Raw genomic sequence first — 22,158 nt, 5'->3', positions numbered from 1 at the left:
CCGCCCCCGGGAGGGGGAGTGCTGCGCATTCCTCGCCGGGAAGATCGCGCTTCCGCGCGACCACTCCCCCGCCCGTGTCGATCTTGGTGCGTCCCGAGACCTTCCCCCCTCGTGAGGGCATGCGCATGCACGCATCCACTCACTTGCTCACGTGAGTACATGCGTGCATGCGCATGGTGGCTTCGGTTGGGATCTTCCTGCGTCCCATGCGCTTACGCGCATGGTCGGTCTCCCCTCTCCCTGTCCCGTTCTGCGAGCGCTGGCCGGCTCGGGTGGTTGATCAGCCGGAGGGCGAGCCGCGGCCGGAGGGCGAGCCGCGGCCGGAGGGCGAGCCGCGGCCGGCCGGAGTTTTGGTTTTTGGTTTTTGGTTTTTGACCCACTCCCCTATAGGGGCGTACTTCGGTGTGGGGCATGTGGGGCATGGTGGGGCATCGCAGGTCAGGGACTTGCGCGCTGTGGGGCAGGAAGCCGTGCCCCACAGCCAAAAAAGATCATTACCGCAGGTCAGAAGGGGTTTTTGCCGTGCCCCACACGTGGGGCACGGCTGTGTGGGGCACGGTGGGGCATGAGTGTGGGGCATGGAGCCCGGGAGACTGCGGGCGGGCTCGGGGCGCCCGAAAAGTCATGGAATCGGTGAAAAAGCAGGAAGGCGGGCCGGATCGTGTGAGCGCGATCCGGCCCGCGCTCGCGTTTGTGGGGCACGCCGGCCACGACTGTGGGGCAGGGTGCCCCACAAACGCGAGCGGCCCGCCGGGTGGACCGGCGGGCCGTGAGGGAGGGGCGGTTACTGCATGGTCTGTGCGAGTTTGTCCACGCGCTTGCGTAGTCGTTCGTCTTGCTGCCACAGCGCGACCATGGCGCGGAGTCGGGCGGTCTTGTCGATCCGGTCTGTGATCTTGGCCGTTTCCAGTGCTTCGCGCTGCTGCTCTGTGGTGGTGAAGGTGATCCGGGCGGAGTAGAGCGCGCGGGGTCGGTCCTGCTCTGCGGGCATGGTCACGGCCGCACCGACCGGGGTCACCCAATCCCCCTTCTTCTTGACGGGGAAGGTGTTGTCCGGCTCCGCCGCGGTGGCCTTCTTCGCGGTGGCCTTCTTCGCGGTCGCGGTCGCCTTCTTGGCGGTGGCCTTCCTGGTCGCCGGCGCTGCGGTCTTCTTCGCCGGCACCTTCTTCGCGGTCGCCTTCTTCGCCGGCGCCGCGGTCTTCTTGGTGGTGGTCTTCTTTGCCGCCCCGAGCCCGGTAAGACGGGCCAGGATGTCCGCCCCGCCGGCGCCACCCCGCCGCCCGCGTCCCTGCGGAGCCGGCGACGGCTCCGCCGCGGGAGGGTCGGAGGCTCCGGGCTCGCCGGCTTCTGTGGGCGGGTGTTCTTCAGCGGTCATCCCGCGGCCTTCCTCGTGAGTTCGTCCAGTAGATCCCGGCCGTACCGGGCAACAAGGCCGCGCGGGCGCAGCCCGTAGTTCTCCGCCACCTTCGTGGAATCGATCAAGCGGGTTTCCAGCATGTTGACCCCGTACGCCACCACCAGGTCTTCCGCTGCTGAGGCGTTGTTGGTCCCCTTCTTGTAGAAGTTGAAGGTTCCGAAGACAGGGACCCCGATTCCCTCCGCCATTTCGAGCGTGGCGGGGATGCGGTCAAGATCCCCGGGGCGTGCGGGGCACGGCATGAGGACGACGTCCGCGGACTCCATGACTGCCTTCGCAATCTTCAGGGCGCCCGGCGGCGGTCCGTCGATCGCCAAGAGATCAGCCCCGGGCGTGATCGACCCAATGCGTTTCGGGAGGTCTGGAGTCGACAGCCCCAACACGGTGGCGCGCAGCGGCCGGCCCGACTCTTGGGCAAGCTGCGCTTGCCGGACAGCTCCCCCCATGGGGTCCGAGTCGGCAAGGGTGGCCGCGGCTCCACTCTCCGCCGCCGCTTCCGCGAGCGCGATTGAGATCAACGTCTTTCCGGCGCCACCTTTGAGGACGACGACGGCAACAGTGAATGCCATGTGACCAGGGTAGGGCGTGCGCACATGAGCATGTACGCAGACGCGGGACATTCCTCCCGCACCCGTGCGCATGTGCTCACCTGCGCATTCCTCGCATTCAACAGATGATCCGACCGGACCGGGAGGGGAGAGCGTGGCCACCCCTTGCACTTTGCCTCACAGTGAGGCATAGTTGATCGCAGGTCGGGCGGCCCGACCAGAACGAGAGGGGCAATTCATGTTCGAGACCGAGAACCGCGTCGACTCCGCCCGCCCGGTCCACCACGACACGCACCTTTTCAAGGGTCTGGACGTCGTCATGTCGAAGCGGGAGTCTGGCGAGCTCGGGCGCAACGGCGTGATCTCGTACGTCGGTTACAACTCCCTTCTTGGTGAGGTGATCTTGGTTGACTTCCCCGACTTGCTCTTGGAAGGGCTGTCGCGGGAGCGGAGTGAATTCCGTATCCGTACCGACGTCTGATCGTCGGCGCGACGAAGCCCCGACCGGGCACCGGTCGGGGCTTCGTCGTTCCTGGTCGCGGCGTGCGCACATGAGCATGTGTGCGACCCATTGACTTTGCCTCACAATGAGGCATAGTTGAGAGCGGAGCAAGGTACCAACTCCCCGACCAGACCAGAGAAGGACTCTTCCCCGTGATCGCTACCGTGATAGCCGTTCTCGGCACACTCCTTGGCGCGGTTGTCTCCGGCGCCTTCCAGCACCGGGCGGCCGGCCGCACTGAGAAGGTGGCTCATGCGCAGCAGCTCCGCCGCGATCAACTCGAAGCCGTTACCGCGCTCGCGGTGGCGGTGTCGGACCATCGGAGCGCCATGTGGGTGCGCGGGGATGCCGTGATCAAGGGCGACCCGGCCGAACGCGTAAGGGATCTTCAGGCGCAGACGCATGTGACCCGATCCGCGGTGACTCGCCCCCTGATTGCGTTGAAGATCCACGTCACGGACCCGGCGGTCCGGCGTGCCGCGGTCGCCATGGTCACCGTCACCTACGCCATGCGTGACACCTACGACAGCGCCGAATCCCTCACTGAAGCCCGGCGGGCCGCTCTCGAAGCGCATGACCGCTTCGTGGATATTGCCGCCGCCTTCCTGCATGCCTGAACCCCGAGCGCGAGCGCGACGAAGCCCCGACCGTGAGACCGGTCGGGGCTTCGTCGTTCCTGGTCGGAGCGTGCGCATGTGAGCATGAGCCCATGGCTTGCACTTCGCCTCACGGTGAGGCATAGTTGAGTCATCGGGTCGGACGGGCCGGCCGGAGAGAAGGGAGCGACACATGACCGGGAGCGAGAGCGCCACCCATGCCGCGACGGCGGAGCCGGTCAAGGTGGTCAGTGGGTGGATGCGCGACCCGGACGCTTACGACCCTTCGGCGCGGGTCTGTGTGATCAGCCTGAACGGCGAGACCTTCAAGGTTCGTGCCCTCCGGGGTGAGCAGTGGCCCATGGTCGTGCGCCGCACGAATGGCGACTACGTGACCACCGTCGCGAATTGGCGGCGCCTCCCGGAAGAGCTGTCCGCGCGCCTTGCCGGCTCGGGTGAGTGACCCGAGCGCGAGCGCGACGAAGCCCCGACCGTGAGACCGGTCGGGGCTTCGTCGTTCCTGGTCGGAGCGTGCGCATGTGAGCATGAGCCCATGGCTTGCACTTTGCCTCACAGTGAGGCATAGTTGAGTCATCGGGTCGGACGGGCCGGCCGGAGAGAAGGGAGCGACACGTGACCGGGAGCGCCGCCCACACCGTGACGGACGAAGAGTTGGCCCGCATTGATGCCGACAGCGACCGTTACCGCGAGATCTTCAACAGCCTTTGGGCCGGCGGCTTCAGCCCCGACAGCATCCGCCACGGCATGCGCGCCAACGCCGGCGTTGCCTGCCCCGACCACTGCGTCGTGTGCATCCACACCCGCATTCACGCCGGCTGCACCGGGTGCCCCGACTGCTGAGCCCCGAGCGCGAGCGCGACGAAGCCCCGACCGTGAGACCGGTCGGGGCTTCGTCGTTCCTGGTCGGAGCGTGCGCAGATGCGCACTTGCGAGTCAGTCCAGCGGAACGGAGTACCGGAGCGTCCAGCCGGGACCCAACGTGTGGCGGGTGACTTCAACCGCGCGGCCCGCGTCGGTGTACCCCACATGGGTGATCTCCAAGAGCAGAGAGCCGGAGTCGACCCCGAGCGCGTCCGCCTCCGCCGGAGTGGCGGGGCGCTGCGTCACGTCTTCGGTCACCTCCGTCTGGGCAAACCCGGCTTCGGCCATGCGGGAGATGATGCCGCCCACTCCGGTGTCAACCTGTTCGATCCCGGCGGCTTCCGCCACGTCAACGGGGACCCACGTGTCCGCGAGTTGAACCACGCGCTCCCCGTCGTACATGCGGCGCTCGCGGACCACGACGTCCGTCACGTCACCACCGAAGTGGACAGCGGCGGCGGCCGGCGTGGGCTCGCGGCGGACAGTCACTTCGGCGCGGGGCGCCCCGCCGGCGCGGCGGGTCTCTCCCTCGTATGCGCCGTGCGCTCCGCCCTCTTCGCGGCGGGCGGTCCGGTAGCGGCTGCGAGCGTCCCGGAGAATCTGCCCGTCTGCGTCGATCGTGTTCTGTGCCATGTGGTGGCGCTTCCTTCCCTGGTGGGTTGGGGTCAGTGGGTGGGACCGAGATCCCATGTGTACGAGAGCGTCCAAAGGTGGGTCGGCATGACGTGGACGGCAACTTCCACGGCTCGCCCCTCCGCCGTTCGGGCGGTGTGGGTCACCTCGAAGACGCGTTGATCTTCCGCCATGTTCAGGGCGGTGGCCTCTTCGGGCTCGGGGGTGCGCACGTCGATCGTTTCCGTGATCTGCGCTTGCGGGTACCCGAGATCCGCAAGCCGTGACTTGGCGCCCCCGGGTCCCGTGTCCTCTTCTTCAAGGGCGGTCCCGCCGGCGATGTCGACGGGGAGGTAAGAGGTAGCGAGTTGAACCGGCGTGTCATCCGCGAGCATTCGCCGGGCGCGGGAGACCACGGCGGTAACGCCGGGCTCCACCCCCAGTAGCTCCGCCACATGGGTGGGCGGGAGGGCGCGAGAGACAGTCACCTGTGAAACGGGGGTCATGCCGAGTCGTTTGATCTCGGCACCGAAGGCGCCGCGGGCGGCTCCCTCTTCCCTCCGGGCGCGGACGTAGCGAGCGGTCGTGTCTCGGAAGATCTTGCGGACGATCCGGGCTACGTAGGTGTAGCGCCCGCGGCGCTCCACCAGACCTTCGCCCATGAGCAAGCGGACGGCTTGCCCGACGCTGCTCCGGTTCGTGTCGAAGGTGTCGGCCAACTCGCTGTCGGTCGGTAGCTGTGCACCCGGGGTGTACTCCCCTCGTTCGATGGCTGCGCGAAGCCCGTCCGCGGTCGCGCGGTAAGCGGGTCGCTTCTGTCGCTCGGTCATACGTCGCAGGTTACCAAGAGCTACGTATGTCCCCAAGTGCTAAGCACTTCTTGACTTGCTAAGCACATGGGGGGACACTCACAGAGTGACACCGCGCCATTACCGGCAAGTCTGCGGGGTGGTTGTCGGGTGGCCGTAGGCTGCGTGTCGGGTCCCCTTGGGGGCGTGCGCAAGTGAGTGGATGCGCACGACTCGGAGACCATGCGCATGTGCGCACGTGCTGATGTACGGAACTGGCAAGACAGGCAGTGAAGGGCGAAGAGAAGGAGTGGAAGGCATGGCGAACATGACGCCCGTACCCCCCGGTGGGGTCGAAGGGGACGAAGAGGGGGGCCGGTCGGGTGCCCGTGGGGTGTTCGGGTGGCGCTCGGAGCGCACCGCGGAAGAGAAGGCGGAGCGGCAGACGAAGCGGGTGACGATCACCGGGTACGCGCTGCTGCTGGTGGTCGTCGGGATCGCCGCGGCCATGTCGTGGAACGGTCTCGTGGGCTTCGGTACGGACGTGCTTCACCTGAAGGCACCGTGGGCGTACGGCGTGCCGGTCTCGCTGGACGTGGCCGCGATGCTGTGCGGCTTCCTGTCCCTGCGGGCCGTGATCGCGCACGACTCCGCCGCCGGCCCCCGGCTGTTGACCTTCTTCCTGGTCATCGGCTCCGCGGGCGCGAACTACTACAACGCGGACACCGAGCCGGGCGGGTCGACCGCCGCGGCGCTCTACTTCGGCGCCATGTCGGTGCTGTCCTGGTGGCTCTTTGACGTGGTGCTTCGGCAGATCCGGCGGACCATGCTCCGGCGCATCGGCGCTGTTGAGCGGCCGTTGGCCCGCTTCCGCATCGTGCGGTGGCTGCGCTACCCCCGCGAGACCTTCGACGCGTGGTCCCTGTCCGTGCGCTACGGGCTCACCCGCCCGGAGGACGCGTTGGCGCGGGTGTGGCAGGCGCAGCAGGTCAAGGAAGTGGAAGACCTGAACGGGCTTCCGGAGGGGATCACGAAGGCGGACGCGGTCCGGCTCGCCCTGTCCGCCAAGGAAGGCAACGTCCCCGGCGCAGTCGAGTGGCTGAAGGACCGGGGCATGACCGTGGATCGGTCGTACGCGTACGACATCGCGAAGAAGACACCCCGTGTCGACCCCGCCCCGGTGCCGGCCCAACTCCCCGCGACGGGAACCAACAGCGCCCCGACGCCGTAACCACGGCCCCACGACGGCGCCCGGCGCCGAACCGAACAGCGACACCTACTGACGAACTGGGGGCGGCCGGCTTAGGCCCCGACCGCCCCCGCGACTCATCCCTACTGACGAAGGGTCTGAGACAGTGCCCACGTTCTCACACGACGGCGAGCCGGGCGTAACGCGGATCTCCGCGACTCCCGACACCGCCCCCGGGGCTCCCGACAGCCCCCACACCGCCCCCGACATCGACCCGACGACCCCCAACACCGCCCCCACGGCGCACGTGATGCTGTCGGTCGGTACCGGCGGCGGCAAGGCGAGCATCCGGCAGACGATCGACTTGTTCACCGCGGCCGGCTGGTCGGTGGTCGCGAACGACGGCAAGGCGGACACAGACGGTAACGGGGGGCGGTCCGCATGAATGTGACGATCGCGCTCGCGGGCGTGGCCGCATGGATCGCGTTCCGTAACCGCCACCGCCTCACCGGGCGGGGGAGCGGCGGGCCGGCTCCCGCGGAGCCTCCGCGGTGGATGCCGTACCGGTGGGTGTACCCCCGGACGCGTCGCTTCGCGTACCTGCGCCTGATCCCGACGTGGGTCCGCCGGGCGGCGAAGTGGACCGCGCTCGCGCTGGTGGTCGGGTGGAACATGAACCCGTATCTCACCGTTCTTGCGGCGCTGCTGGTGGGCGGGCTCGGGGCGTACATCGGCCGCCGCACCCGCGACCGCCGGACGCACTTCCGGAACCTGGTCGTGCCGCTGTGGATCACGGTTGCCGGCATGCTGCGGGTCCCGGAGGGCGAGAGCATCCGGGAGTGGCTGCGGGTCCCCTACCGGCTGGAAGCCGACAACGCCCGGGTGACCCTGCGGGTGCCGCGCGACTTCCGCGGCACCGACATGGAGCGTCACGAGATCACGGCTCTCATGGAACGCCGGCTTCCCGGTGAGTGGGAGTCGGAATGGGATTGGGGCGCCTTCCAACTGATCATGAAGCACCCGCCGGCGCCGCCCAAGTTCGTGGCCTTCGCGGACGTCGTGGCACAGCTCATGCGCTCGCCGGAGGCGCGTCCGCTGGTCGGTCTCGGCACCCGCAGCGACGGGGTTCACGGCGACTTCGACCAGGAAGCGCCGCACTGGGCACTGTCCATGGGTACGGGCGGCGGCAAGTCGACGTTCCTGCGGGTCGTGATCTCGCAACTCGCGCGGCACACCGGAAAGCCCGGCGGTGTGGAGCACATCGACATTTGCGACCCGAAGCGCATTTCCCTGAATTGCTTCCGCGGGGTCCCCGGGGTCGACATTCACAAGACCGCGGAAGCATGGGTCCGCATCGTCAAGGAATTCCGCGCGGAAATGGAAGACCGTTACGAAACTCTGGACGAAAACGAAAAGGCGGAATTCCCGCGGCGCTTCCTCGTAATTGAGGAAATGAACAGCTTCACCCGCCTCATTCAGGAGTGGTGGAACTCCATTCGCGAGAAGTCCGACCCGCGCACGCCCCCGGTCATGAACGATCTTGCGTTCATCCTGAACCAGGGTCGACAGGCGAAAATGCACGTGATTTCGATCTTCCAGCAGATGAACGCCCGTGCCGCGGGTGGTTCGGAGGCTCGCGACCAGTACGGCATGAAGATTCTCGCGCGGTTCTCGCCGGCTGCGTGGAACATGCTCGTGGGCACGTATCCGCGCCCGAAGTCGTCCCGCCACCCCGGCCGCGCCATCGTCATGGTGGGCGACGACCAGCGCACCATTCAGATGATTTACATGAGCCCGGAAGAGGCTCGGGAATTCGCGCTGAACGGCCGCAAGCCGACCGATGCCGCGGCCACGTCCCCGGCTACGTCCCTGAGCAAGGCGGGAACGTCCCTGCCAGGATCGACGCCGGTTCTTGTCCCGGGACAGTCCCCGGACATTACGGGACGTAACGGACAGACGGTGATTGTCGCGGACCGTGACGAGAACGGCCGTGTGCCGCTCTTCTCGGTCCCCAATCCCGAGCCCGACCCCGAGCCGGAGCCGATTACCGGACTGAAGAACGCGGCGGAATTCCTCGGCATGGAATGGGAGGCATTCAAGAAGGCACGACAGCGCGACCCGATCGCCGGCGAATTCCGCCGCGGAACCTCCCCGGCGTGGGAGCCGGCCGCACTCACGGAATGGCACTTGAACCGCCCCCGCGCGGGCGCCCGGACGCTGAAGGAAGGTGCGGCATCGTGAACACCTACGACCCGAACGCGCTCCCGGGAGAACTCACCAAGCACATTCCGGCGGATCTCTTCAAGCAAATGCCCCGCGCCGAAGTCGTCGTCCCCTCCGCGGTCGTCCCGGCCGAATACGCCGCACGCCAGAACCTGAACGTGGTTTCGGTCGTCACGGCGGACGGCCGGGAGATCATCGTGGACGTGGACGCATTCGCGGAGCGCGCCGTGAGCACGGTCGTTCAGCGCAAGCCCATTCCGCGGTGGGTCATTTCGACCGCCATTCTCCTACCGGTCACTTCGGGGAGTTTCACGCTCGCGGCGTGGGGGCTCTCGCTCACCACGGCGTGGATGTTGGCCGCGGCGGAGTTCATGCGGCAACTGTTCTACGCCGCACTTGTGATCGGCGCCGTGCTCGGCATGTTCGCCCTGTCCCGCTCCGCGAAGGGAGCCGGCGGGCCGGTCACGGTCTCCGCGACCGCCGTATCCCGCGGCTTCCTCGGCAAGGCGACCGCCACCGCAACCGCGATCGTCCGCCGGCGCTGAAGCACCCCCCCCGCCCCGCCCGACCGGCCCACAACGGCCGCACCGGGCGGCGCGGGGGAGGCGACCGGCCCGCCCCAACTCCCCACCGACGACAGCCCACGGCCCCACCCCACCGCAACTTCACCTCACGGTGAGGCGCCCCGCGGTGCGTCTGTTGCGCCTCCCCCTCCGCCCGACCGGCCCACAACGGGCCGCCCCGGGCGGTGAGGGGGGTCCGGAAGACCGGCCCCACGACTGAACGAAGGGAGCACACCGCATGACCCACAACGACACCACGGCGCCGATCGGGCACAGGATCGCGGACCTTCTCGCCCTGATCTTCACGCTGAAGCGCACCCGCCGTTGCCCGCAGGGGTGCGGCGTGGTGATCCGTTTCCGCTGCGTCTCGGACGCGGAGGCGAAGCGGTTGACCACGGTCGCCACCGACCACGCCGGCCGCCACCAGTGGCGCCCGATCGGGGAGGCGCAGTGATCCCGGCGAGCGCCCGCGCGGCCTTACTCGGGGTCGCACTGGGGGGCTCGGTGATCGGGCTCCGCGCCGCGACCGGCATAAGCGCCGCGGTCGTGATCCTCGCCTTCCTCGCCACGGTCGCCGTTCCGGTGTGGTTCGAACTCCCGCTCCCGGGCGGCCCGTTGCGCACCGACCAGCACGACGACGACCCCCGCGAGAACTGACCAGAAAAAACCCCGCCCGCCCTCTTCAACTTTGCCTCACAGTGAGGCATAGTTAAGTCATCGGCCGGACAACCGGCCCGAACCCCAAGGAGACACGCGAATGGGCCTCTTCAGTGGCAAGTCCAGTGCCCGCGCCGCCTACACCACGGAGCCCGGCACGGACCCCGAGAGCGGTGAAGCCGTCGTCAACCTGCGCAGCGGCATGACCGGCGGTCACATCGTGTCCAGCCACGCCACGAAGAAGGAAGCGAAGGCGGAGGCGGACCGGCTCGCGGGGATGTGGGACGCACTCGACAACTGACCCGCTGTCGGTTGCCCGATCCGCCCGACCGGCCGCACGACGGCCGCCCCGGGCGGTGAGGGGAGCCGGACAGCCCGGACCCGTCGAACTTCAAGGAGTGCACATGGCCCGCTTCGCCTCTGGCCAGTCCGTCACGGTCACGAACCCGGTGCAGCCCACGAAGCACAAGGGCGGAGAGACCGGCGTGGTGATCAGCACGAATGCGGCCCTTATCGGGGGCGTCCCGATCGAACTGGTTCAGATCCAAGAGGACGCGGACGGCTCCCTGTCCTGCGTCTACCCGCAGGAACTCACCTGATCAGCACCGCAGTGCCACCCGGCGGCCCGCCCGGAGCCGGCCGCCGGCCCCAACCCTCCCCGCCCGCGTCTGACGTGGTCCCCCTCTCCGCCCGACCGGCCCGCAACGGGTCGCCCCGGACGGAGTGGGGGCCGGACAGCCCGGACCCCGATCAACCCGACGAAGGGAAGCAAACGCATGGCACAGGTTGACGTCGCACGCAGGAAGCTCGAAGCGGTCCGCAGGGGCGAGGTATGGCCGCTCACCGCCGGCGAGAAGGCGCGTCTGTTCGCGCACATCGGGCGCGGCGCCGCGAAGGTCGTCCGCGGCAAGTCCACGACGAAGGCGGAGGCGGCGGCGGACCGGGTCGTGGCGGACGCGGAAGAGCGACTGAAGGCGGAATACGACGTCTTGGAGTCGGCCCGCAAGTCGAAGATCCGCGACAAGGCGAAGGCGAAGGTCGAAAAGGGCTCCGGCTTCTCGTGGTGGTAGTCCCCACCCCCTCCCACACCCCCCACGTTCAGCGCGACGGGGGAGGGGCGCCCGCCCTTCCCCCGACCAGCGGCACACAGGAGTGATCAAGGAATGACACGGATGGACGTCGCGGAGGCGGCCAAGGGGGCGGAAGCCTTCGTGGGGCTCGCGCTCGCGGAGTACGTGGACGAAGAGAACCGCGAGCACAAAGAGGCGGAGACCCGCGAGAAGGGTCGGGTCCTGAAGGTGAAGGACACGGCCGCCGCGGTGGCCGAAGCCGTCTTCGGACAGAAGGCCGCGGCCCTGGTGGCGCTGCTGGAGTGGGAGGTGACCCCCGTCCAGTCCGCCCCGGCGCAGATCGCGGAGGCGGCGGTGAGCCTCCCCGCCGGCCCGTACTCGGTGCTGCTGGTCTTCCGCGGATGCATGGACGACGACCCGGCGGTCATGAACCAGTCCGGTGCGCTGTTCGTCCGCCGCGAGTGCTACGCCCCCGGATGCACGGCGCACGTGACCCTGGTGGACTCGCTCGCGGAGCTTGGGGCGGTGCTCACCGCCCACGCCTCTTACGACTTGGACGAACGGCACGACGCGCCGACCCCGCCCAAGGAGTGGTCCGAGCCCTTCGACCCCCGCACCGCGTAGGGCGGCCGGTCATGGGACTGCGGAACCTCTTCGGTGGCGGCGGCAACTCGGACCCCGAGCCCGCCGCGGACAGCGCGACCGCCGCGGAGTTGGCGGAGTTGGGCCGTGAGTACGCGATTGCCAAGCGCCACGGCGACCGCAAGACCGCGAACCGGATCACGCGCACGCTCGGCAGCACCTACGCCGACACGGACGCGACCCCGTTCCGGGAGGCGCGCGACGCGTACGACGCGATCCCGCCCGCCTACAGCAAGCCGCGGCGCCGTCGCGGCAGCAAGTGAGGGGGCGGAATGGACACGCCTCCCGGTCAGTGCCGGCAGTGCTGGCAGCACGCCTACGACAAGAGCATCCACCGCAGGTTGAAGCCCAAACAGGACTGCCCGCAGTGCGTGGACCACATGAACAACGGCTGCGGTTCGATGATCGTCCCGAAGAAGAAGTCCACGTGGTGGTGACGAACCACAGCACGTGACCGGCCCCCGGGGTGGCCCGATACGGCCAAGCATCCGCCACCCCGGCGCCGGCTCCCCAACGGAACCGAAGGAGAACGTCAATCATGCAGCACATCCACACCCACGGCGCCGCCGCCGGACTCTGCCCGGAGTGCTTCGGCTTCCCGGTTGTGGCGGTCGCGGCCAGCAAGCGCGCCGCGAACGGCTCCCGCCGGCTGAACCGCGTCTACTGCGGTACGTGCAAGGGCTCCGGCAACGCCCCCGCCACCACCCCCTCCGCCCGCGTCGTGGTGCTCGCCGGAGCGGCGGCATGATGCCCCCGGCCGCTCCCCGCAACGGGATGACCGTGCTTGATCTGTGCTGTGGCGCCGGCGGTGCGGGCATGGGGTACTACCTCGCCGGCTTCGACGTCGTGGGCGTCGACCTTCACCCGCAGCCCAATTACCCCTTCGAGTTCCACCAGGGCGACGCGATCGAATTCGTCCGCAAGCACGGCGCGGCCTTCGACCTGAAGCACGCCTCTTGGCCGTGCCAGCACCACACGACGCTCACGAAGGGCACCAACAAGGGGCGCGAGTACCCCGACCTGATCCCCGCCGGGCGCGCGGCCATGCTCGAAGCCGGCGGCCCGTACGTGATCGAAAACGTACAGGGGGCGCCGATCCGCGCGGATCTGACGCTGTGCGGGGAAATGTTCGGGCTCGCGGTCATCCGACACCGCAAGTTCGAGATCCACGGCTTCCCCACCCTTCAGATGCCCCACCTTCGCCACCGCGGCCGGGTCGCCGGTTGCCGTCACGGCGAGTGGTTCGACGGTCCTTACTTCGCGGTCTACGGCGACGGTGGCGGCAAGGGCACCGTGGCGCAGTGGCAGACCGCCATGGGGATGGACTGGACGGACGTCCGCAAGGAGATTGCGGAGGCCATTCCGCCCGCCTACACCCGGCACATCGGTGAGCAGTTCACCGCCCACACGGCGGCGCTCGCTCCGACCCCGGAGGGCGTGTCATGACCACCGCCACGGAGGGCATGACGGCCGCTCACGCCGACGTGAAGGCGGAGATTGCCCGGACGGACAACAAGACGGCGCTGTTGCTCGCCTTCGTCGGCGCGGTGCTCGCCGGAGCATGGACGATCGCCCGTGACCTCCCACTGTCCGCCCCCGTCGTCGTGGCGGGCGGGCTCGGTATGGCGCTGCTGGTCGCGGCGGCCGGTCTGCTGCTGTCGTCGGTCCGGCCGAACACCCGCGGCGGGCGCGGCTTCGTGCTGTGGGCCACGCTCACCGCGGAAGAGATCCCCGCCGCCGTGAGCCGGGACCTTGCCGCGGACATCGCGGGACTGTCCCGCTTGGCGCTCGCCAAGTTCACCCGCCTTCGCCGCGCGGTCGACCTGATCCGCGCCGGCGGCTTCCTTCTCGTTCTCGCTGTCCTGGTCGCACTGGGGGGCACGGTATGAGCACCGACGGAACGCGCCGGCCCCTGCGGGTGGTCGGCGCCGACGAAGCACCGCATGACACCCCGGCCGTGGTCCGGGACGGCGCCGCCGCCCCCGAGCCCGCCGGCACCCTGAAGTTGACGGGCTCGGAGACCGTGGCCGCGATCCGTCGCGAACTCGCGGTCGTCAACGCCCTCATGGCCTCCCACCCGGACCTCACCCCGTTCGGGGCGACGGACTACGCGGACGTTCCCGGGCTCGGGAGCACGGTCATGGTCCACCTGCCCACCAGCGTGGACGTACTGAAGTGGGCGCGGGCGCTGAAGGCGATTGCGCACGACTCCGGGCGCAGCCACTACGGCCGCACCGCCCCGACCCCGACCAGCGCCACCCTGCCGGATTGGATGTGGTGGCGCGTCGTCTACGCGGACACGAAGGCGGTCGGGGTTCAGATCCGGCTGTGGTCCATGGAGACCTCCGGCCACGCCCGCATTGCCGAACTCGCCCTTGCCGGGTGGGTGCGCGGGGAGGCGGAGTCATGACCGCTATCGCCACCTTCACCGCGGACTCCCCCCGCATCCCGGCACTGTGCGCCGCTGCTGAGATCGTGTTTGCGGCCACCCCGGACGGTCTCGTGATGATCGACACCGTGGCCGTGGACCGCGCGATCAACGGCACCCCCGCGACGCTCACCCCGGACGAAGCCCGCATGGCGGCCCACCTGGGAATCACGGCCGGTCTGACTCGCGCGGTCGTCGCGGCCCGGGTCGGGGTCTGCGAGCGCACCCTTTACCGCTGGTTCCCGACCGAGAAGCGCCGGGAGCCGATCGTGTGCGGCACCCGACAGGGCTACGACCGCCACAAGCGACGCAACGAAGACGCGTGCGGTCGGTGCCTGAAGGCGTACGCGCTCGCCTACCGGTGGTACCGCATGCACGGCACGTACGTGGGCGCCCCCGCATTGACGGACCTGGTGGGGGTGGCGGCATGACCGTCTTCGTTGACGCGATCACCGACTATGGCGACGTCGCCCGACGTCGCGGTCTGCGGTCGACACAGTTCGCGCACCTCACCGCCAACACCCCGCAGGAACTGCACCACTTCGCGGCCCGCATCGGGCTGAAGCGGGCGTGGTTTCAGAACGGCGACAACGTGCGGTGGCACTACGACGTCACGCCGGGCAGGCGTGCCGCCGCCTTGCGAGCCGGAGCCCGCGAGATCGACCGGCGCGGGCTCGCGGACCTCATGGCCGCACGCCGCGCCGCCGGGCTGATCGGCTCCGGCTGGACGGACGGGCAGACGCTCACACTCACCAGCACCGTGACCGCGGTGGAAGCGCGCACGACCGGACAGGGGGCGCCGTGGGCCGTTGCCGCGGTCGACGGCCCCACCGGACCGGCTGAATGCCACGTCTTCCCCGCCACATACCGACAGTGCGGCGCGCTGCTGGTCGCGGACGCCCAACTGTCCATCGCGGGGCGGGTCGACACCCGACAGAACCCGCCCGTGGTCACCGCCATGGAGATCACGCTATGGGCGGACGCCCCGCCGGCCACCCCCTCCGCTCCCGCGTCCGCGGAGCCGGAAGTGGTGCCGCTCGCGCCCCCCATCTTCGGCAACGCCAACGGGTGGGCGGACGTCGTACAGCGGGCGGGGGACGTCTGCCAGTGCTCCGGCCAGTGCGGCGCCACCCACCGCAAGACCGGCGGACGCTGCGACGCCCGGCACGGCGCCTACGCCGGCAAGGGTTCCCCCCCGATCCGGCTCGAAGCCGCGCCGGAGGACCCCACCATCCCCGAGCACATCGCGGCCCGCATGACGGCCGATCAGCTCATGGCGTGGTGCGCGAAGTGCCGGGCGGACGCGGTGAACAAGGCCAAGGGGCCGACCCGCGGGAAGAAGGCGCCGCCCCCGCAGTCGGACGCGCTCTTCGAGATCGAACCTCCGGCGCCCGCGAGTGCGCCGACCCTCTAGGCGCCGAACGGGTCACCCGCCGGGCGTATTTGCCGACACGCCGGGCGGGTGCTCGCCAAATGGACAGCGAAGATCCACCCGTAACGCTAGGGTTCGGAACGTCGTTGTTCGGAACGCCACAGACACAACAGATGGGGGAGGGCACATGACCAGCAATAAGCGCCGTGCCGGCGCCACATTCGCGGAGATTGCCGCGGCCGGCGCCACATCGCACACCACGGTTCGCCGGGTCTTGGTCGCTGCCTTCCCTCACCTTCTCGGCAAGGGACGCAACGCGATCCCCCGGGACGTGGGCGACCTAGTGGCGCGGGCGTTCAAGGGCAAGGCGTTGGATCAGTCCGCCGGTCGTTTGCTCGGGGAGGACCCGGCCGCCGTGCTCGCGGCGGCGGAGGCTCTTGCCGAACTCGCCCGGCGACGACTCGCGGAACAGCAAGACGGCCCCGTGGCCGCGTAGGACTCCGCACCGCCCGAATCCGCGGGCGGCGCCGATTCGACCCCCGAACAGCACTTAGCGCCCCGTACGACGGACGGCAATCCGTCTGGGGCGCTAGGCCAGAAACCCGGTTACCAGCCGGGCGGGGGTGGGATCAGCAATCCCTAGCTCTGATTGGGACTGTACCCGATGAATCAGACCGTACGCAGCGGCACCGATGACCGCGCCTCACTCCGTCGCATCAAAGATGCGCTTAGTGATAAGGGATGCAACCCCCGGGGCAGGGGTGACCATCTTGACGCGCAGTGCCCCGCCCATGAGGACACCCGCCCGTCCCTCTCCGTGGACTGGTCGGATCGTGTCGGCTCCGGCGGTGCCGGCGTCAAAGTCTGCTGCCAAGTGGGATGTTCCACCCCGGACGTGGCCGCGGCGCTTGAACTGTCCCTTGCGGATCTGTACGACGTCCCGAAACAGCGCGCGTACAGCGGCCCGCGCCCCGCTCGCACGACCACACCCCGTAACGGCGCACAGCTGAAAAAGGTCACGCCCCGTAAGGAGTCCACCCGCACGGAGGACAGCCACAAGCACGCATTCAAGCGAGTCGAGTCGTACGTCTACACCGACGCGAACAGCGTGATCACGGGCGAAGTCATCCGCCGGGTGTGCCGCGAGTGCGGAGAGAAGTCGTTTGCACAGCGCCGCCCGCTCGAAGGCGGCGGATGGGAGTACAAGGCACCGACGCAACGCCCGCTGTACCGCCTCCCCGAAGTGCTCGCGGCCATTGCCCAAGACCGCGCCCCCATCTACGTGGTGGAAGGCGAGAAGGACGCGGACATTGGCGCGAAGGTGGGCGAAGTCGTCACCACCAACCCCGGCGGCGCCGGCAAGTGGCGCCCCGAGCACACGAAGACGCTCGCGCGAGCCCGCCGGGTCGTCATCGTCGCGGACCGCGACAAGGAAGGCACCGGGTACAAGCACGCCGCGACCGTGCGGGCCGCCCTGGTCGCTGAAGGCATGGACCCGGGCGCCGTCGCGATCGTGGAAGCCGCGACCGGCAAAGATCTGTACGACCACCTTCAAGCCCGTCACGGGGTCGAAGAGTTGGTCCCGGTCCCCGCCTCCGTGCTGGCCTCCGCGGTCGCTCCCGCCACGGTCCCGGCGACGCCGGACGAAGAGGGCGACGGCGCCGAAGTGATCCCCTTCCAGCGCCGCGGGTCCGAACCCGGTGACGCCGGCGGGTCCGACGGCTCCGGCGACGCGGGCCGCGGCAAGGGCGGCGGCGGCGGGAACGGTGGCGCCGGCGGCGGCGCGGGCCGCTCGAAGTCGGAACTTGTACCGGTCCCCGGAATGAAGATCGGGTGGTACCACGACCCGGCGAACGGGAACATCCTGCACTCACCCGGCAAAGACGCCCCCTTCTCGCGGATCGGCACCGTGCCGGAGGTCTTGGGCCGCGTCACCTATCGCGGCGCGGACGGCCGCCATACCCGCATCGCGTACCAACTCGCCACAGCCGAAGGCGCCCCGCGGATCGTGTCGGAATTCGATATCGACTCCGGGGCGTGGGCCGGTCTGCTGGGACGTCCCGCGCCGTCCGGCCGGGATGAGGCTTCGGCGTACGCCCGACTGATCCGCGACCGGGGCGCCGCCGCCCCCGAAGTGCCGGCCACCACGTCCGTGGCGCCCAACGGCGACATGGTCATGCCGGAGGCGGACGCGCAGGAACTCGGATACCGACAGCTCCGCGGACCCGAAGAGGACGCGCGCATGGCGTGGCGCCGGGTCGGGGAGCTGTCCGCGGCCACGGAGCGGACCACGCTCGCGCTCGGGGAGATCTTCGTGGGGCCGGTCGTCTCCCGGTTGCTGTCGGTCCCGCCGCACGTGCTGAACCTCGTGGGTGGCCCGCAGCAAGGCAAGAGCACCACACAGTTCGTACAGGCGTCGCTCTTCGGCTCCCCGTCTGATGAGTACGAGATCATGAAGCCGTGGAACACCACGCCCAACGGACTGCCCGGGGTCCTGATCGAAGCGCGCTCGCTTCCGATGGTGCGTGAGGAATTCAGCACGTCGGGCCTGTCCACGATCGACGGGGAAAAGCTGCTCTCCCGCATCGTTGGCGGGTGTGTGCGCTCGCGGTCGACGCGGACCGGCGGCCGGGCGCCGTCGCTTGGGCGGTGGCACTCTTCGCTGTCGTCCAGTTCGAACCGCTCGCTTCGCCGCAAGGGGCAGACCGAAGACCTTGCCGCCCGCCTCTTCGAGATGGAAGTCCCGTTCTGGGGGAACGACGGCGCGGACGCGGCGCGACGTGCCGACGAAGCGGAAGCGCTCGCCATGGAACACCACGGGTGGCCGTTCGAGTGGGCCGTGCGTGCCAACTTCTACACCGCCGCGAAGGTCCGCGAGTGGCAGCAACTCCATGCAGAGATCACCGGGCGCCTGTCCAACGCCCCGGGCGGTCTCGAACTGACGATTGCCCGCGTCTACGCGGCGTGGGTGCTGGGTGCCTACATGCTCGGGGACGTCCTAGACCTCCCGGCGTTGGGCAAGAGGGCGGAGGAAGACGCCATGACCGAACTTCCGGACGCGGTGGCGGAGGCGTACGACGCGCACGTGGGGCCGGGTGCCTCGCTGTGGGAGGCGGTTTCCGAAGCCGTCTTGCGCGACCCGTCGTCGTTCCCTTCGGCGTACAGCATCACCCAAATGCAGGAAGTCAACGAAGGCCGCGCGATCCTCGGCTATCAGACGGACGGACACTTCCACCTGTCCCCGAAGGCACTGACAGACATCACGGAGGCGGTGGGCATCGCGACACCGCAGCCGGGCTTGAAAGACCTCCGCGCCCGCGGCGTGCTGATCCCGGGGGAGGGGCGCCACTGGACGCGCAAGCCGTCCACGGTGCCGCTGCGCAAGGCTCTTCCGGTCCCCCGGTTCTACACGTTCAACCGCGCCGCGGCGGACGCGGCCTTCGGTGGACCCGACGACACCGACCCGACCGGCTCGAAGCCGTCCACGACCCCGCCCGCGACGTCGCCCGGCGGCCCGACGACTCCGGCCCCCGGGTCGACCCCGCCCGCCCCGCCGGCCCCCGCGCCGGCTCCGGCCGGACCGGCGGCCGGGTCGACCATGGGCGGACCGAGCGCCGCCGCCACCCTCTCCGCTCCCGCCACCCTCTCCGCTCCCGCGTCCGTCTCGACTCCCGCCCCGCAGCCGGCGGCCCCCGCCGCGGCTCCGGTCCCGGCGCAGCCGGCCCGCCCGGCGGGCGGCGGCCGTCGCGCCTTCACCGCGGGCGCGCTGGTGGTCGACTCCATGGGCGGGTGGCTGTCCGGGTCGGTGCAGTGCCTCCCGCTCCCGGAGCGGCTGGACTCGCTCGGGGACGTCTTGGAGTGGGCGGACAGCCTCACCCTGGGGTGGCTGCGGGAGAACGGACAGCGCGACGACGGACAGGTATGGATCATGCCGGACGTCGCGGCGCGGCTCGGTCTGCCCGCGGAGCCCCCGGAGGAAGGCAGCAAGCCGGCCCGCGAGCACCGCGCGTTGGACGCGGCCCGCGCCGCCGGGTGGACGATCACGGATCTTCGGGCATGGATGACGGCCCGCCGTGGCGCCGGCCGTTACCTGCGGATCTCGGTCGCCGGGTGGCAAGACGCGTTCGGGTGCCCGCTGCTGGACGGCGAGCCCGGCGGCGGTGAAGTCGCCTTCCGTATCGGGGAGTACGCCAACAGCGTGGGCACCCTGTACCACGTCTCACCGCAGGTGACCGGCGTCGACCTGAACGAGACCTTCAAGCGGAAGATCAATCTTCCGCGGGAGGCGCCGAAGCCTCCGCGGCCGGCCATGGTGCGCACGCTCGAAGAGGCGTTCACCTGGTCGCGCAAGCCCACCGCGGAGGAAGCCCGTATGGCCATGGTCGCGGCGTACGACGCGAACGCCATGCACGTGGGCGCGGCGCAAGCGGTTGATCTCGGGATCGGGCCGTCCCGCCACATCGATGGGCCGACCGACTTCGACCCGAGCGTCCCGGGGCTGTGGAAGCTGGAAAACCTGCGGTGGGAAGAGGACTCCCGCCTTCCTGATCTGCTGTCGCCGGTCACCCGCTCCGTGGGGCGCGGCGCGTCCACCCGGTGGTTCACCACGCCCACGGTCAAGGAACTCGCGGCCATGGATTACGAGATCCGGCCCGTTGAAGCGCACGTGTGGGATGAGCGCACCCGCTACCTGAACCCGTGGGCGAACCGGCTCCGCGACGCCCGCGGCGGTGTCCTTCCGGCGGCGCTGGACGGCGACCCGGACGCGGCGGCGGTGCTGGACGCGGTCAAGGCCACGTACACCCGCACGCTTGGCTATCACGCCAGTGAGAAGGCGGGCCGGTACTACTACCCGTATTGGTGGCTCGCGGTCGTCGCCACGGCGCGGGTGAACCTCTTCCGCAAGATCCGCAACGTGGCGAAGAAGGAAGGCCGGTTCCCGCTCGCGATTGCCACTGACTGGGTGCTGTACGCGACGAACGAGACCGACCCCGAGCGTGCCATTCCGCAGGGGCTCACCCTTGGGCGCGGTCTCGGACAGTTCAAGCACGCCGGCGCGGCACCCATGGACATGGTGGCGCCGCTGCTGGTCGACCAGCCCAACGCCAAGCAAGTGGGCGCCGTGGTCGAAGCCGTGGAAGGCAACTCCGGCACCACCAACGACGGGGAGGCGTAAGCGATGTTCAGGAGGAAGGCGAAGCGGGAGACCGCGGACGCGCTCTATCAGGGGATCTCCCGCAAGGGCGACCCGAGCAAGGGCACCCCCGGCGAAATGGTCGCGGCCGGCGAAAGCGTGCTCGGGTCGAAGAAGGCACTTGCCGAACGGCTCGGGGTGTCCGAGCGCACCATTCAGCGGTGGGCGTCCGGCGAGTCCAAGCCGCGGTTCGGCAACGCCCGCAAGCTGAAGGGCTTCGTACGCAACGACCCCGACATGAGGCGGGCGCAACTGTCCAGCCTCCGTGAAGCCCGCATCCGGAACCAGGGGAGCAAGGTCAAGGCGAAGGGCGAAATGGGCGTGAGGGCGGCCGGGAAGAAGTACCGCCGAAACCGCGAGATCGAAGCGGAGCTGTCCGGCGACGCCATGTCAGAGATCATGGAGCGGTGGTTGGAAGGCGACGACGCGGGCGCGCTGGAAGCCCTGAACGAAGCGCTCGGGAACGAGTACGTGGGCGGCTTCGAACTCGCGGACGTTCTCGAAGGTCTCGAATTCCCGCGGTAGCCGCGGGACATGGCGGGCGCTCCGGACTCACCTCCGGGGCGCCCGTCGTCGTTTCCGGGGACGCGCCGCCCCTCACCCCTTCCACTTCGCCTCATAATGAGGCATGGTTCTAGTGGGGCACCCGTCCCGCCCACCATCCCGCCCGCCCGCGTCGACTGGACGCGCGGGCCGCAACCCCACGAAGGGAGCCCGATCCGTGCCCGACAGCAACCCCGCCGCGGAGTCGAGAGAGACCGCGACGGAGGCGGAAGAGTCCGCCACGATGACGCTCGCGGAGGTGACCGAGTACATCGGTGCGACGTCCACCGGGTCCGCCCGCAAGACGCTGAGCCGTTGGGGCATTGCCGCCATCGGGCGCGAGCCCGGCCGCGGCGGCGCCTCCCTGTACGACCGTGCGGAGATCCGGGAGGCCAAAGCCGGCCGCCCTGGTCGCGGCCACCGCAGCGACCTGAAAGACAAAGAATCTTCCCCCGACTCTTCCACTTCGCCTCAGAGTGAGGCATAGTTGAGTCCAGAGCCGGAGACCACGCCGGCGCCGGAGAAAGGGGGGCCAATGGCCCGCACGGTTCTGACTGACGACCAGTACAAGGCCGCATGCAGCGCCGCCGCGGGCGCGCTCCGCTCCGCCGGAGTCGGCTCGGTCGCGATCGGTGACGCGGTGGCCGCGGCGCTCGCGACCGTGGGCATGCTCACCCCGCCGTTCGACCCGGACCCCGACACGTGCACCGCGATGTTCGCGGACCCGGCCGGCGACTGGTGGCAGTGCGGGGACGACCCCGACCACGACGGCAACGACCACGACGGCGGGGATTGGGCATGGAGTGACGGCATGCCCGACACGATCCCGCCCCGCACGAACAGCGACGGGAGCTGAAGTCATGGCATCGCGGCGCAGGGGTGACGGCCCCCTGATGACGTTCGTCAACCTGGTGGGGATCTTCTCGCCGGTC

General features: G+C 69.6%; 31 protein-coding genes. 27 read left to right on the top strand and 4 right to left on the bottom strand.

Annotated elements, in window-relative coordinates:
• Positions 1 to 784 precede the first annotated feature (784 nt).
• Positions 785 to 1,375 carry a hypothetical protein gene (locus ACZ499_RS39030; protein ID WP_468681843.1) on the bottom strand — a complete coding sequence of 197 codons (591 nt, stop codon included), beginning with the start codon at positions 1,373 to 1,375 and terminating at the stop codon, positions 785 to 787.
• Positions 1,372 to 1,986, bottom strand: coding sequence for a nucleotide-binding protein (locus tag ACZ499_RS39025; RefSeq protein ID WP_468681842.1), 615 nt, complete (start codon positions 1,984 to 1,986; stop codon positions 1,372 to 1,374). The genes ACZ499_RS39030 and ACZ499_RS39025 overlap by 4 nt, the downstream gene beginning before the upstream one ends.
• Positions 1,987 to 2,203: 217 nt before the next feature.
• Here ACZ499_RS39025 and ACZ499_RS39020 point away from each other — a divergent pair, with 217 nt between their 5' ends.
• The 4 genes from ACZ499_RS39020 to ACZ499_RS39005 all read left to right on the top strand — a co-directional run bounded on the left by ACZ499_RS39020 (position 2,204) and on the right by ACZ499_RS39005 (position 3,924).
• Positions 2,204 to 2,446 (top strand): hypothetical protein, encoded by a 243-nt coding sequence (locus ACZ499_RS39020; RefSeq protein ID WP_468681840.1) that lies wholly within the window; start codon positions 2,204 to 2,206, stop codon positions 2,444 to 2,446.
• Between the two features lie 173 nt (positions 2,447 to 2,619).
• Positions 2,620 to 3,084: a hypothetical protein gene (locus tag ACZ499_RS39015; RefSeq protein WP_468681838.1), complete on the top strand. Its 465-nt coding sequence runs from the start codon at positions 2,620 to 2,622 to the stop codon at positions 3,082 to 3,084.
• A gap of 172 nt (positions 3,085 to 3,256) precedes the next feature.
• Entirely contained in the window at positions 3,257 to 3,526 is a 270-nt protein-coding gene (locus ACZ499_RS39010) for a hypothetical protein (RefSeq protein WP_468681835.1), read from the top strand.
• Positions 3,527 to 3,696: 170 nt separating this feature from the next.
• Positions 3,697 to 3,924 carry a hypothetical protein gene (locus ACZ499_RS39005; protein ID WP_468681834.1) on the top strand — a complete coding sequence of 76 codons (228 nt, stop codon included), beginning with the start codon at positions 3,697 to 3,699 and terminating at the stop codon, positions 3,922 to 3,924.
• 93 nt (positions 3,925 to 4,017) lie between these two features.
• Here the strand turns inward: ACZ499_RS39005 and ACZ499_RS39000 are convergent, their stop codons facing one another.
• Together ACZ499_RS39000 and ACZ499_RS38995 are read right to left on the bottom strand one after the other, a co-directional pair.
• Complete coding sequence (locus ACZ499_RS39000; protein ID WP_468681831.1) at positions 4,018 to 4,578, bottom strand: UTRA domain-containing protein; 561 nt, start codon at positions 4,576 to 4,578, stop codon at positions 4,018 to 4,020.
• Between the two features lie 32 nt (positions 4,579 to 4,610).
• A complete protein-coding gene (locus ACZ499_RS38995; protein ID WP_468681829.1) occupies positions 4,611 to 5,387 on the bottom strand; it encodes a GntR family transcriptional regulator in 777 nt (258 codons plus the stop codon).
• Between the two features lie 277 nt (positions 5,388 to 5,664).
• On the opposite strand from ACZ499_RS38995, the gene ACZ499_RS38990 reads away from it, so the two are divergent.
• The 23 genes from ACZ499_RS38990 (at position 5,665) to ACZ499_RS38880 (ending at position 22,082) form a co-directional block, all read left to right on the top strand.
• Positions 5,665 to 6,576 (top strand): DUF2637 domain-containing protein, encoded by a 912-nt coding sequence (locus ACZ499_RS38990; RefSeq protein ID WP_468681827.1) that lies wholly within the window; start codon positions 5,665 to 5,667, stop codon positions 6,574 to 6,576.
• Positions 6,577 to 6,700: 124 nt separating this feature from the next.
• Positions 6,701 to 6,979, top strand: coding sequence for a hypothetical protein (locus ACZ499_RS38985; protein ID WP_468681825.1), 279 nt, complete (start codon positions 6,701 to 6,703; stop codon positions 6,977 to 6,979).
• Positions 6,976 to 8,775 carry a hypothetical protein gene (locus tag ACZ499_RS38980; protein ID WP_468681824.1) on the top strand — a complete coding sequence of 600 codons (1,800 nt, stop codon included), beginning with the start codon at positions 6,976 to 6,978 and terminating at the stop codon, positions 8,773 to 8,775. Before ACZ499_RS38985 ends, ACZ499_RS38980 begins: the two co-directional genes overlap by 4 nt.
• Positions 8,772 to 9,302 (top strand): hypothetical protein, encoded by a 531-nt coding sequence (locus ACZ499_RS38975; RefSeq protein WP_468681822.1) that lies wholly within the window; start codon positions 8,772 to 8,774, stop codon positions 9,300 to 9,302. Before ACZ499_RS38980 ends, ACZ499_RS38975 begins: the two co-directional genes overlap by 4 nt.
• A gap of 256 nt (positions 9,303 to 9,558) precedes the next feature.
• Entirely contained in the window at positions 9,559 to 9,774 is a 216-nt protein-coding gene (locus ACZ499_RS38970; RefSeq protein ID WP_468681820.1) for a hypothetical protein, read from the top strand.
• Positions 9,771 to 9,977 carry a hypothetical protein gene (locus ACZ499_RS38965; protein ID WP_468681818.1) on the top strand — a complete coding sequence of 69 codons (207 nt, stop codon included), beginning with the start codon at positions 9,771 to 9,773 and terminating at the stop codon, positions 9,975 to 9,977. Before ACZ499_RS38970 ends, ACZ499_RS38965 begins: the two co-directional genes overlap by 4 nt.
• A 100-nt stretch (positions 9,978 to 10,077) precedes the next feature.
• Positions 10,078 to 10,278 carry a hypothetical protein gene (locus ACZ499_RS38960; protein WP_468681816.1) on the top strand — a complete coding sequence of 67 codons (201 nt, stop codon included), beginning with the start codon at positions 10,078 to 10,080 and terminating at the stop codon, positions 10,276 to 10,278.
• 103 nt (positions 10,279 to 10,381) lie between these two features.
• The gene (locus ACZ499_RS38955; RefSeq protein WP_468681815.1) at positions 10,382 to 10,576 is read left to right on the top strand and encodes a hypothetical protein; all 195 of its coding nucleotides are present in this window, start codon (positions 10,382 to 10,384) and stop codon (positions 10,574 to 10,576) included.
• 177 nt (positions 10,577 to 10,753) lie between these two features.
• Positions 10,754 to 11,047: a hypothetical protein gene (locus ACZ499_RS38950; RefSeq protein WP_468681813.1), complete on the top strand. Its 294-nt coding sequence runs from the start codon at positions 10,754 to 10,756 to the stop codon at positions 11,045 to 11,047.
• A 93-nt stretch (positions 11,048 to 11,140) separates the two neighbouring features.
• Positions 11,141 to 11,671, top strand: coding sequence for a hypothetical protein (locus ACZ499_RS38945; protein WP_468681812.1), 531 nt, complete (start codon positions 11,141 to 11,143; stop codon positions 11,669 to 11,671).
• Positions 11,672 to 11,682: 11 nt separating this feature from the next.
• Positions 11,683 to 11,952 carry a hypothetical protein gene (locus tag ACZ499_RS38940; RefSeq protein WP_468681810.1) on the top strand — a complete coding sequence of 90 codons (270 nt, stop codon included), beginning with the start codon at positions 11,683 to 11,685 and terminating at the stop codon, positions 11,950 to 11,952.
• 9 nt (positions 11,953 to 11,961) lie between these two features.
• Positions 11,962 to 12,126 (top strand): pRL2-8, encoded by a 165-nt coding sequence (locus ACZ499_RS38935; RefSeq protein ID WP_468681808.1) that lies wholly within the window; start codon positions 11,962 to 11,964, stop codon positions 12,124 to 12,126.
• Between the two features lie 101 nt (positions 12,127 to 12,227).
• Positions 12,228 to 12,437 (top strand): hypothetical protein, encoded by a 210-nt coding sequence (locus tag ACZ499_RS38930; protein ID WP_468681807.1) that lies wholly within the window; start codon positions 12,228 to 12,230, stop codon positions 12,435 to 12,437.
• Positions 12,438 to 12,505: 68 nt separating this feature from the next.
• Positions 12,506 to 13,135 carry a DNA methylase gene (locus ACZ499_RS38925; protein WP_468681805.1) on the top strand — a complete coding sequence of 210 codons (630 nt, stop codon included), beginning with the start codon at positions 12,506 to 12,508 and terminating at the stop codon, positions 13,133 to 13,135.
• On the top strand, positions 13,132 to 13,578 hold the full coding sequence (locus tag ACZ499_RS38920) for a Pycsar system effector family protein (RefSeq protein WP_468681803.1): 447 nt from the start codon (positions 13,132 to 13,134) through the stop codon (positions 13,576 to 13,578). Before ACZ499_RS38925 ends, ACZ499_RS38920 begins: the two co-directional genes overlap by 4 nt.
• Positions 13,575 to 14,099 carry a hypothetical protein gene (locus tag ACZ499_RS38915; protein ID WP_468681801.1) on the top strand — a complete coding sequence of 175 codons (525 nt, stop codon included), beginning with the start codon at positions 13,575 to 13,577 and terminating at the stop codon, positions 14,097 to 14,099. Before ACZ499_RS38920 ends, ACZ499_RS38915 begins: the two co-directional genes overlap by 4 nt.
• Positions 14,096 to 14,548 carry a hypothetical protein gene (locus tag ACZ499_RS38910; RefSeq protein ID WP_468681800.1) on the top strand — a complete coding sequence of 151 codons (453 nt, stop codon included), beginning with the start codon at positions 14,096 to 14,098 and terminating at the stop codon, positions 14,546 to 14,548. The genes ACZ499_RS38915 and ACZ499_RS38910 overlap by 4 nt, the downstream gene beginning before the upstream one ends.
• Positions 14,545 to 15,531 (top strand): DUF4031 domain-containing protein, encoded by a 987-nt coding sequence (locus tag ACZ499_RS38905; protein WP_468681798.1) that lies wholly within the window; start codon positions 14,545 to 14,547, stop codon positions 15,529 to 15,531. The genes ACZ499_RS38910 and ACZ499_RS38905 overlap by 4 nt, the downstream gene beginning before the upstream one ends.
• A gap of 145 nt (positions 15,532 to 15,676) precedes the next feature.
• Positions 15,677 to 15,985: a hypothetical protein gene (locus tag ACZ499_RS38900; protein ID WP_468681796.1), complete on the top strand. Its 309-nt coding sequence runs from the start codon at positions 15,677 to 15,679 to the stop codon at positions 15,983 to 15,985.
• Positions 15,986 to 16,384: 399 nt separating this feature from the next.
• On the top strand, positions 16,385 to 20,665 hold the full coding sequence (locus ACZ499_RS38895; RefSeq protein WP_468681793.1) for a DUF927 domain-containing protein: 4,281 nt from the start codon (positions 16,385 to 16,387) through the stop codon (positions 20,663 to 20,665).
• Between the two features lie 3 nt (positions 20,666 to 20,668).
• A complete protein-coding gene (locus ACZ499_RS38890) occupies positions 20,669 to 21,208 on the top strand; it encodes a helix-turn-helix domain-containing protein (RefSeq protein WP_468681791.1) in 540 nt (179 codons plus the stop codon).
• A 196-nt stretch (positions 21,209 to 21,404) separates the two neighbouring features.
• On the top strand, positions 21,405 to 21,713 hold the full coding sequence (locus ACZ499_RS38885) for a hypothetical protein (RefSeq protein WP_468681789.1): 309 nt from the start codon (positions 21,405 to 21,407) through the stop codon (positions 21,711 to 21,713).
• A 48-nt stretch (positions 21,714 to 21,761) separates the two neighbouring features.
• Positions 21,762 to 22,082, top strand: coding sequence for a hypothetical protein (locus tag ACZ499_RS38880; protein ID WP_468681787.1), 321 nt, complete (start codon positions 21,762 to 21,764; stop codon positions 22,080 to 22,082).
• The last annotated feature ends 76 nt before the right edge of the window (positions 22,083 to 22,158 follow it).

The organism is Streptomyces sp. NPDC031265, assembly GCF_055570295.1.
The sequence above is the reverse complement of the archived record's forward strand: the minus strand, read 5'-3'. Positions and strand labels throughout refer to the sequence as shown.

Coding starts and splice junctions, on each gene's coding strand:
- ACZ499_RS38955 (WP_468681815.1), top strand. CDS start 10,382: ATGGCCCGCTTCGCCTCTGGCCAGTCCGTCACGGTCACGAACCCGGTG.
- ACZ499_RS38960 (WP_468681816.1), top strand. CDS start 10,078: ATGGGCCTCTTCAGTGGCAAGTCCAGTGCCCGCGCCGCCTACACCACG.
- ACZ499_RS38915 (WP_468681801.1), top strand. CDS start 13,575: ATGAGCACCGACGGAACGCGCCGGCCCCTGCGGGTGGTCGGCGCCGAC.
- ACZ499_RS39010 (WP_468681835.1), top strand. CDS start 3,257: ATGACCGGGAGCGAGAGCGCCACCCATGCCGCGACGGCGGAGCCGGTC.
- ACZ499_RS39025 (WP_468681842.1), bottom strand. CDS start 1,986: ATGGCATTCACTGTTGCCGTCGTCGTCCTCAAAGGTGGCGCCGGAAAG.
- ACZ499_RS38980 (WP_468681824.1), top strand. CDS start 6,976: ATGAATGTGACGATCGCGCTCGCGGGCGTGGCCGCATGGATCGCGTTC.
- ACZ499_RS39000 (WP_468681831.1), bottom strand. CDS start 4,578: ATGGCACAGAACACGATCGACGCAGACGGGCAGATTCTCCGGGACGCT.
- ACZ499_RS38930 (WP_468681807.1), top strand. CDS start 12,228: ATGCAGCACATCCACACCCACGGCGCCGCCGCCGGACTCTGCCCGGAG.
- ACZ499_RS38920 (WP_468681803.1), top strand. CDS start 13,132: ATGACCACCGCCACGGAGGGCATGACGGCCGCTCACGCCGACGTGAAG.
- ACZ499_RS38990 (WP_468681827.1), top strand. CDS start 5,665: ATGGCGAACATGACGCCCGTACCCCCCGGTGGGGTCGAAGGGGACGAA.
- ACZ499_RS38945 (WP_468681812.1), top strand. CDS start 11,141: ATGACACGGATGGACGTCGCGGAGGCGGCCAAGGGGGCGGAAGCCTTC.
- ACZ499_RS38880 (WP_468681787.1), top strand. CDS start 21,762: ATGGCCCGCACGGTTCTGACTGACGACCAGTACAAGGCCGCATGCAGC.
- ACZ499_RS38995 (WP_468681829.1), bottom strand. CDS start 5,387: ATGACCGAGCGACAGAAGCGACCCGCTTACCGCGCGACCGCGGACGGG.
- ACZ499_RS38925 (WP_468681805.1), top strand. CDS start 12,506: ATGGGGTACTACCTCGCCGGCTTCGACGTCGTGGGCGTCGACCTTCAC.
- ACZ499_RS38905 (WP_468681798.1), top strand. CDS start 14,545: ATGACCGTCTTCGTTGACGCGATCACCGACTATGGCGACGTCGCCCGA.
- ACZ499_RS38890 (WP_468681791.1), top strand. CDS start 20,669: ATGTTCAGGAGGAAGGCGAAGCGGGAGACCGCGGACGCGCTCTATCAG.
- ACZ499_RS38970 (WP_468681820.1), top strand. CDS start 9,559: ATGACCCACAACGACACCACGGCGCCGATCGGGCACAGGATCGCGGAC.
- ACZ499_RS38900 (WP_468681796.1), top strand. CDS start 15,677: ATGACCAGCAATAAGCGCCGTGCCGGCGCCACATTCGCGGAGATTGCC.
- ACZ499_RS39020 (WP_468681840.1), top strand. CDS start 2,204: ATGTTCGAGACCGAGAACCGCGTCGACTCCGCCCGCCCGGTCCACCAC.
- ACZ499_RS38935 (WP_468681808.1), top strand. CDS start 11,962: ATGGACACGCCTCCCGGTCAGTGCCGGCAGTGCTGGCAGCACGCCTAC.
- ACZ499_RS38940 (WP_468681810.1), top strand. CDS start 11,683: ATGGGACTGCGGAACCTCTTCGGTGGCGGCGGCAACTCGGACCCCGAG.
- ACZ499_RS38950 (WP_468681813.1), top strand. CDS start 10,754: ATGGCACAGGTTGACGTCGCACGCAGGAAGCTCGAAGCGGTCCGCAGG.
- ACZ499_RS39030 (WP_468681843.1), bottom strand. CDS start 1,375: ATGACCGCTGAAGAACACCCGCCCACAGAAGCCGGCGAGCCCGGAGCC.
- ACZ499_RS38910 (WP_468681800.1), top strand. CDS start 14,096: ATGACCGCTATCGCCACCTTCACCGCGGACTCCCCCCGCATCCCGGCA.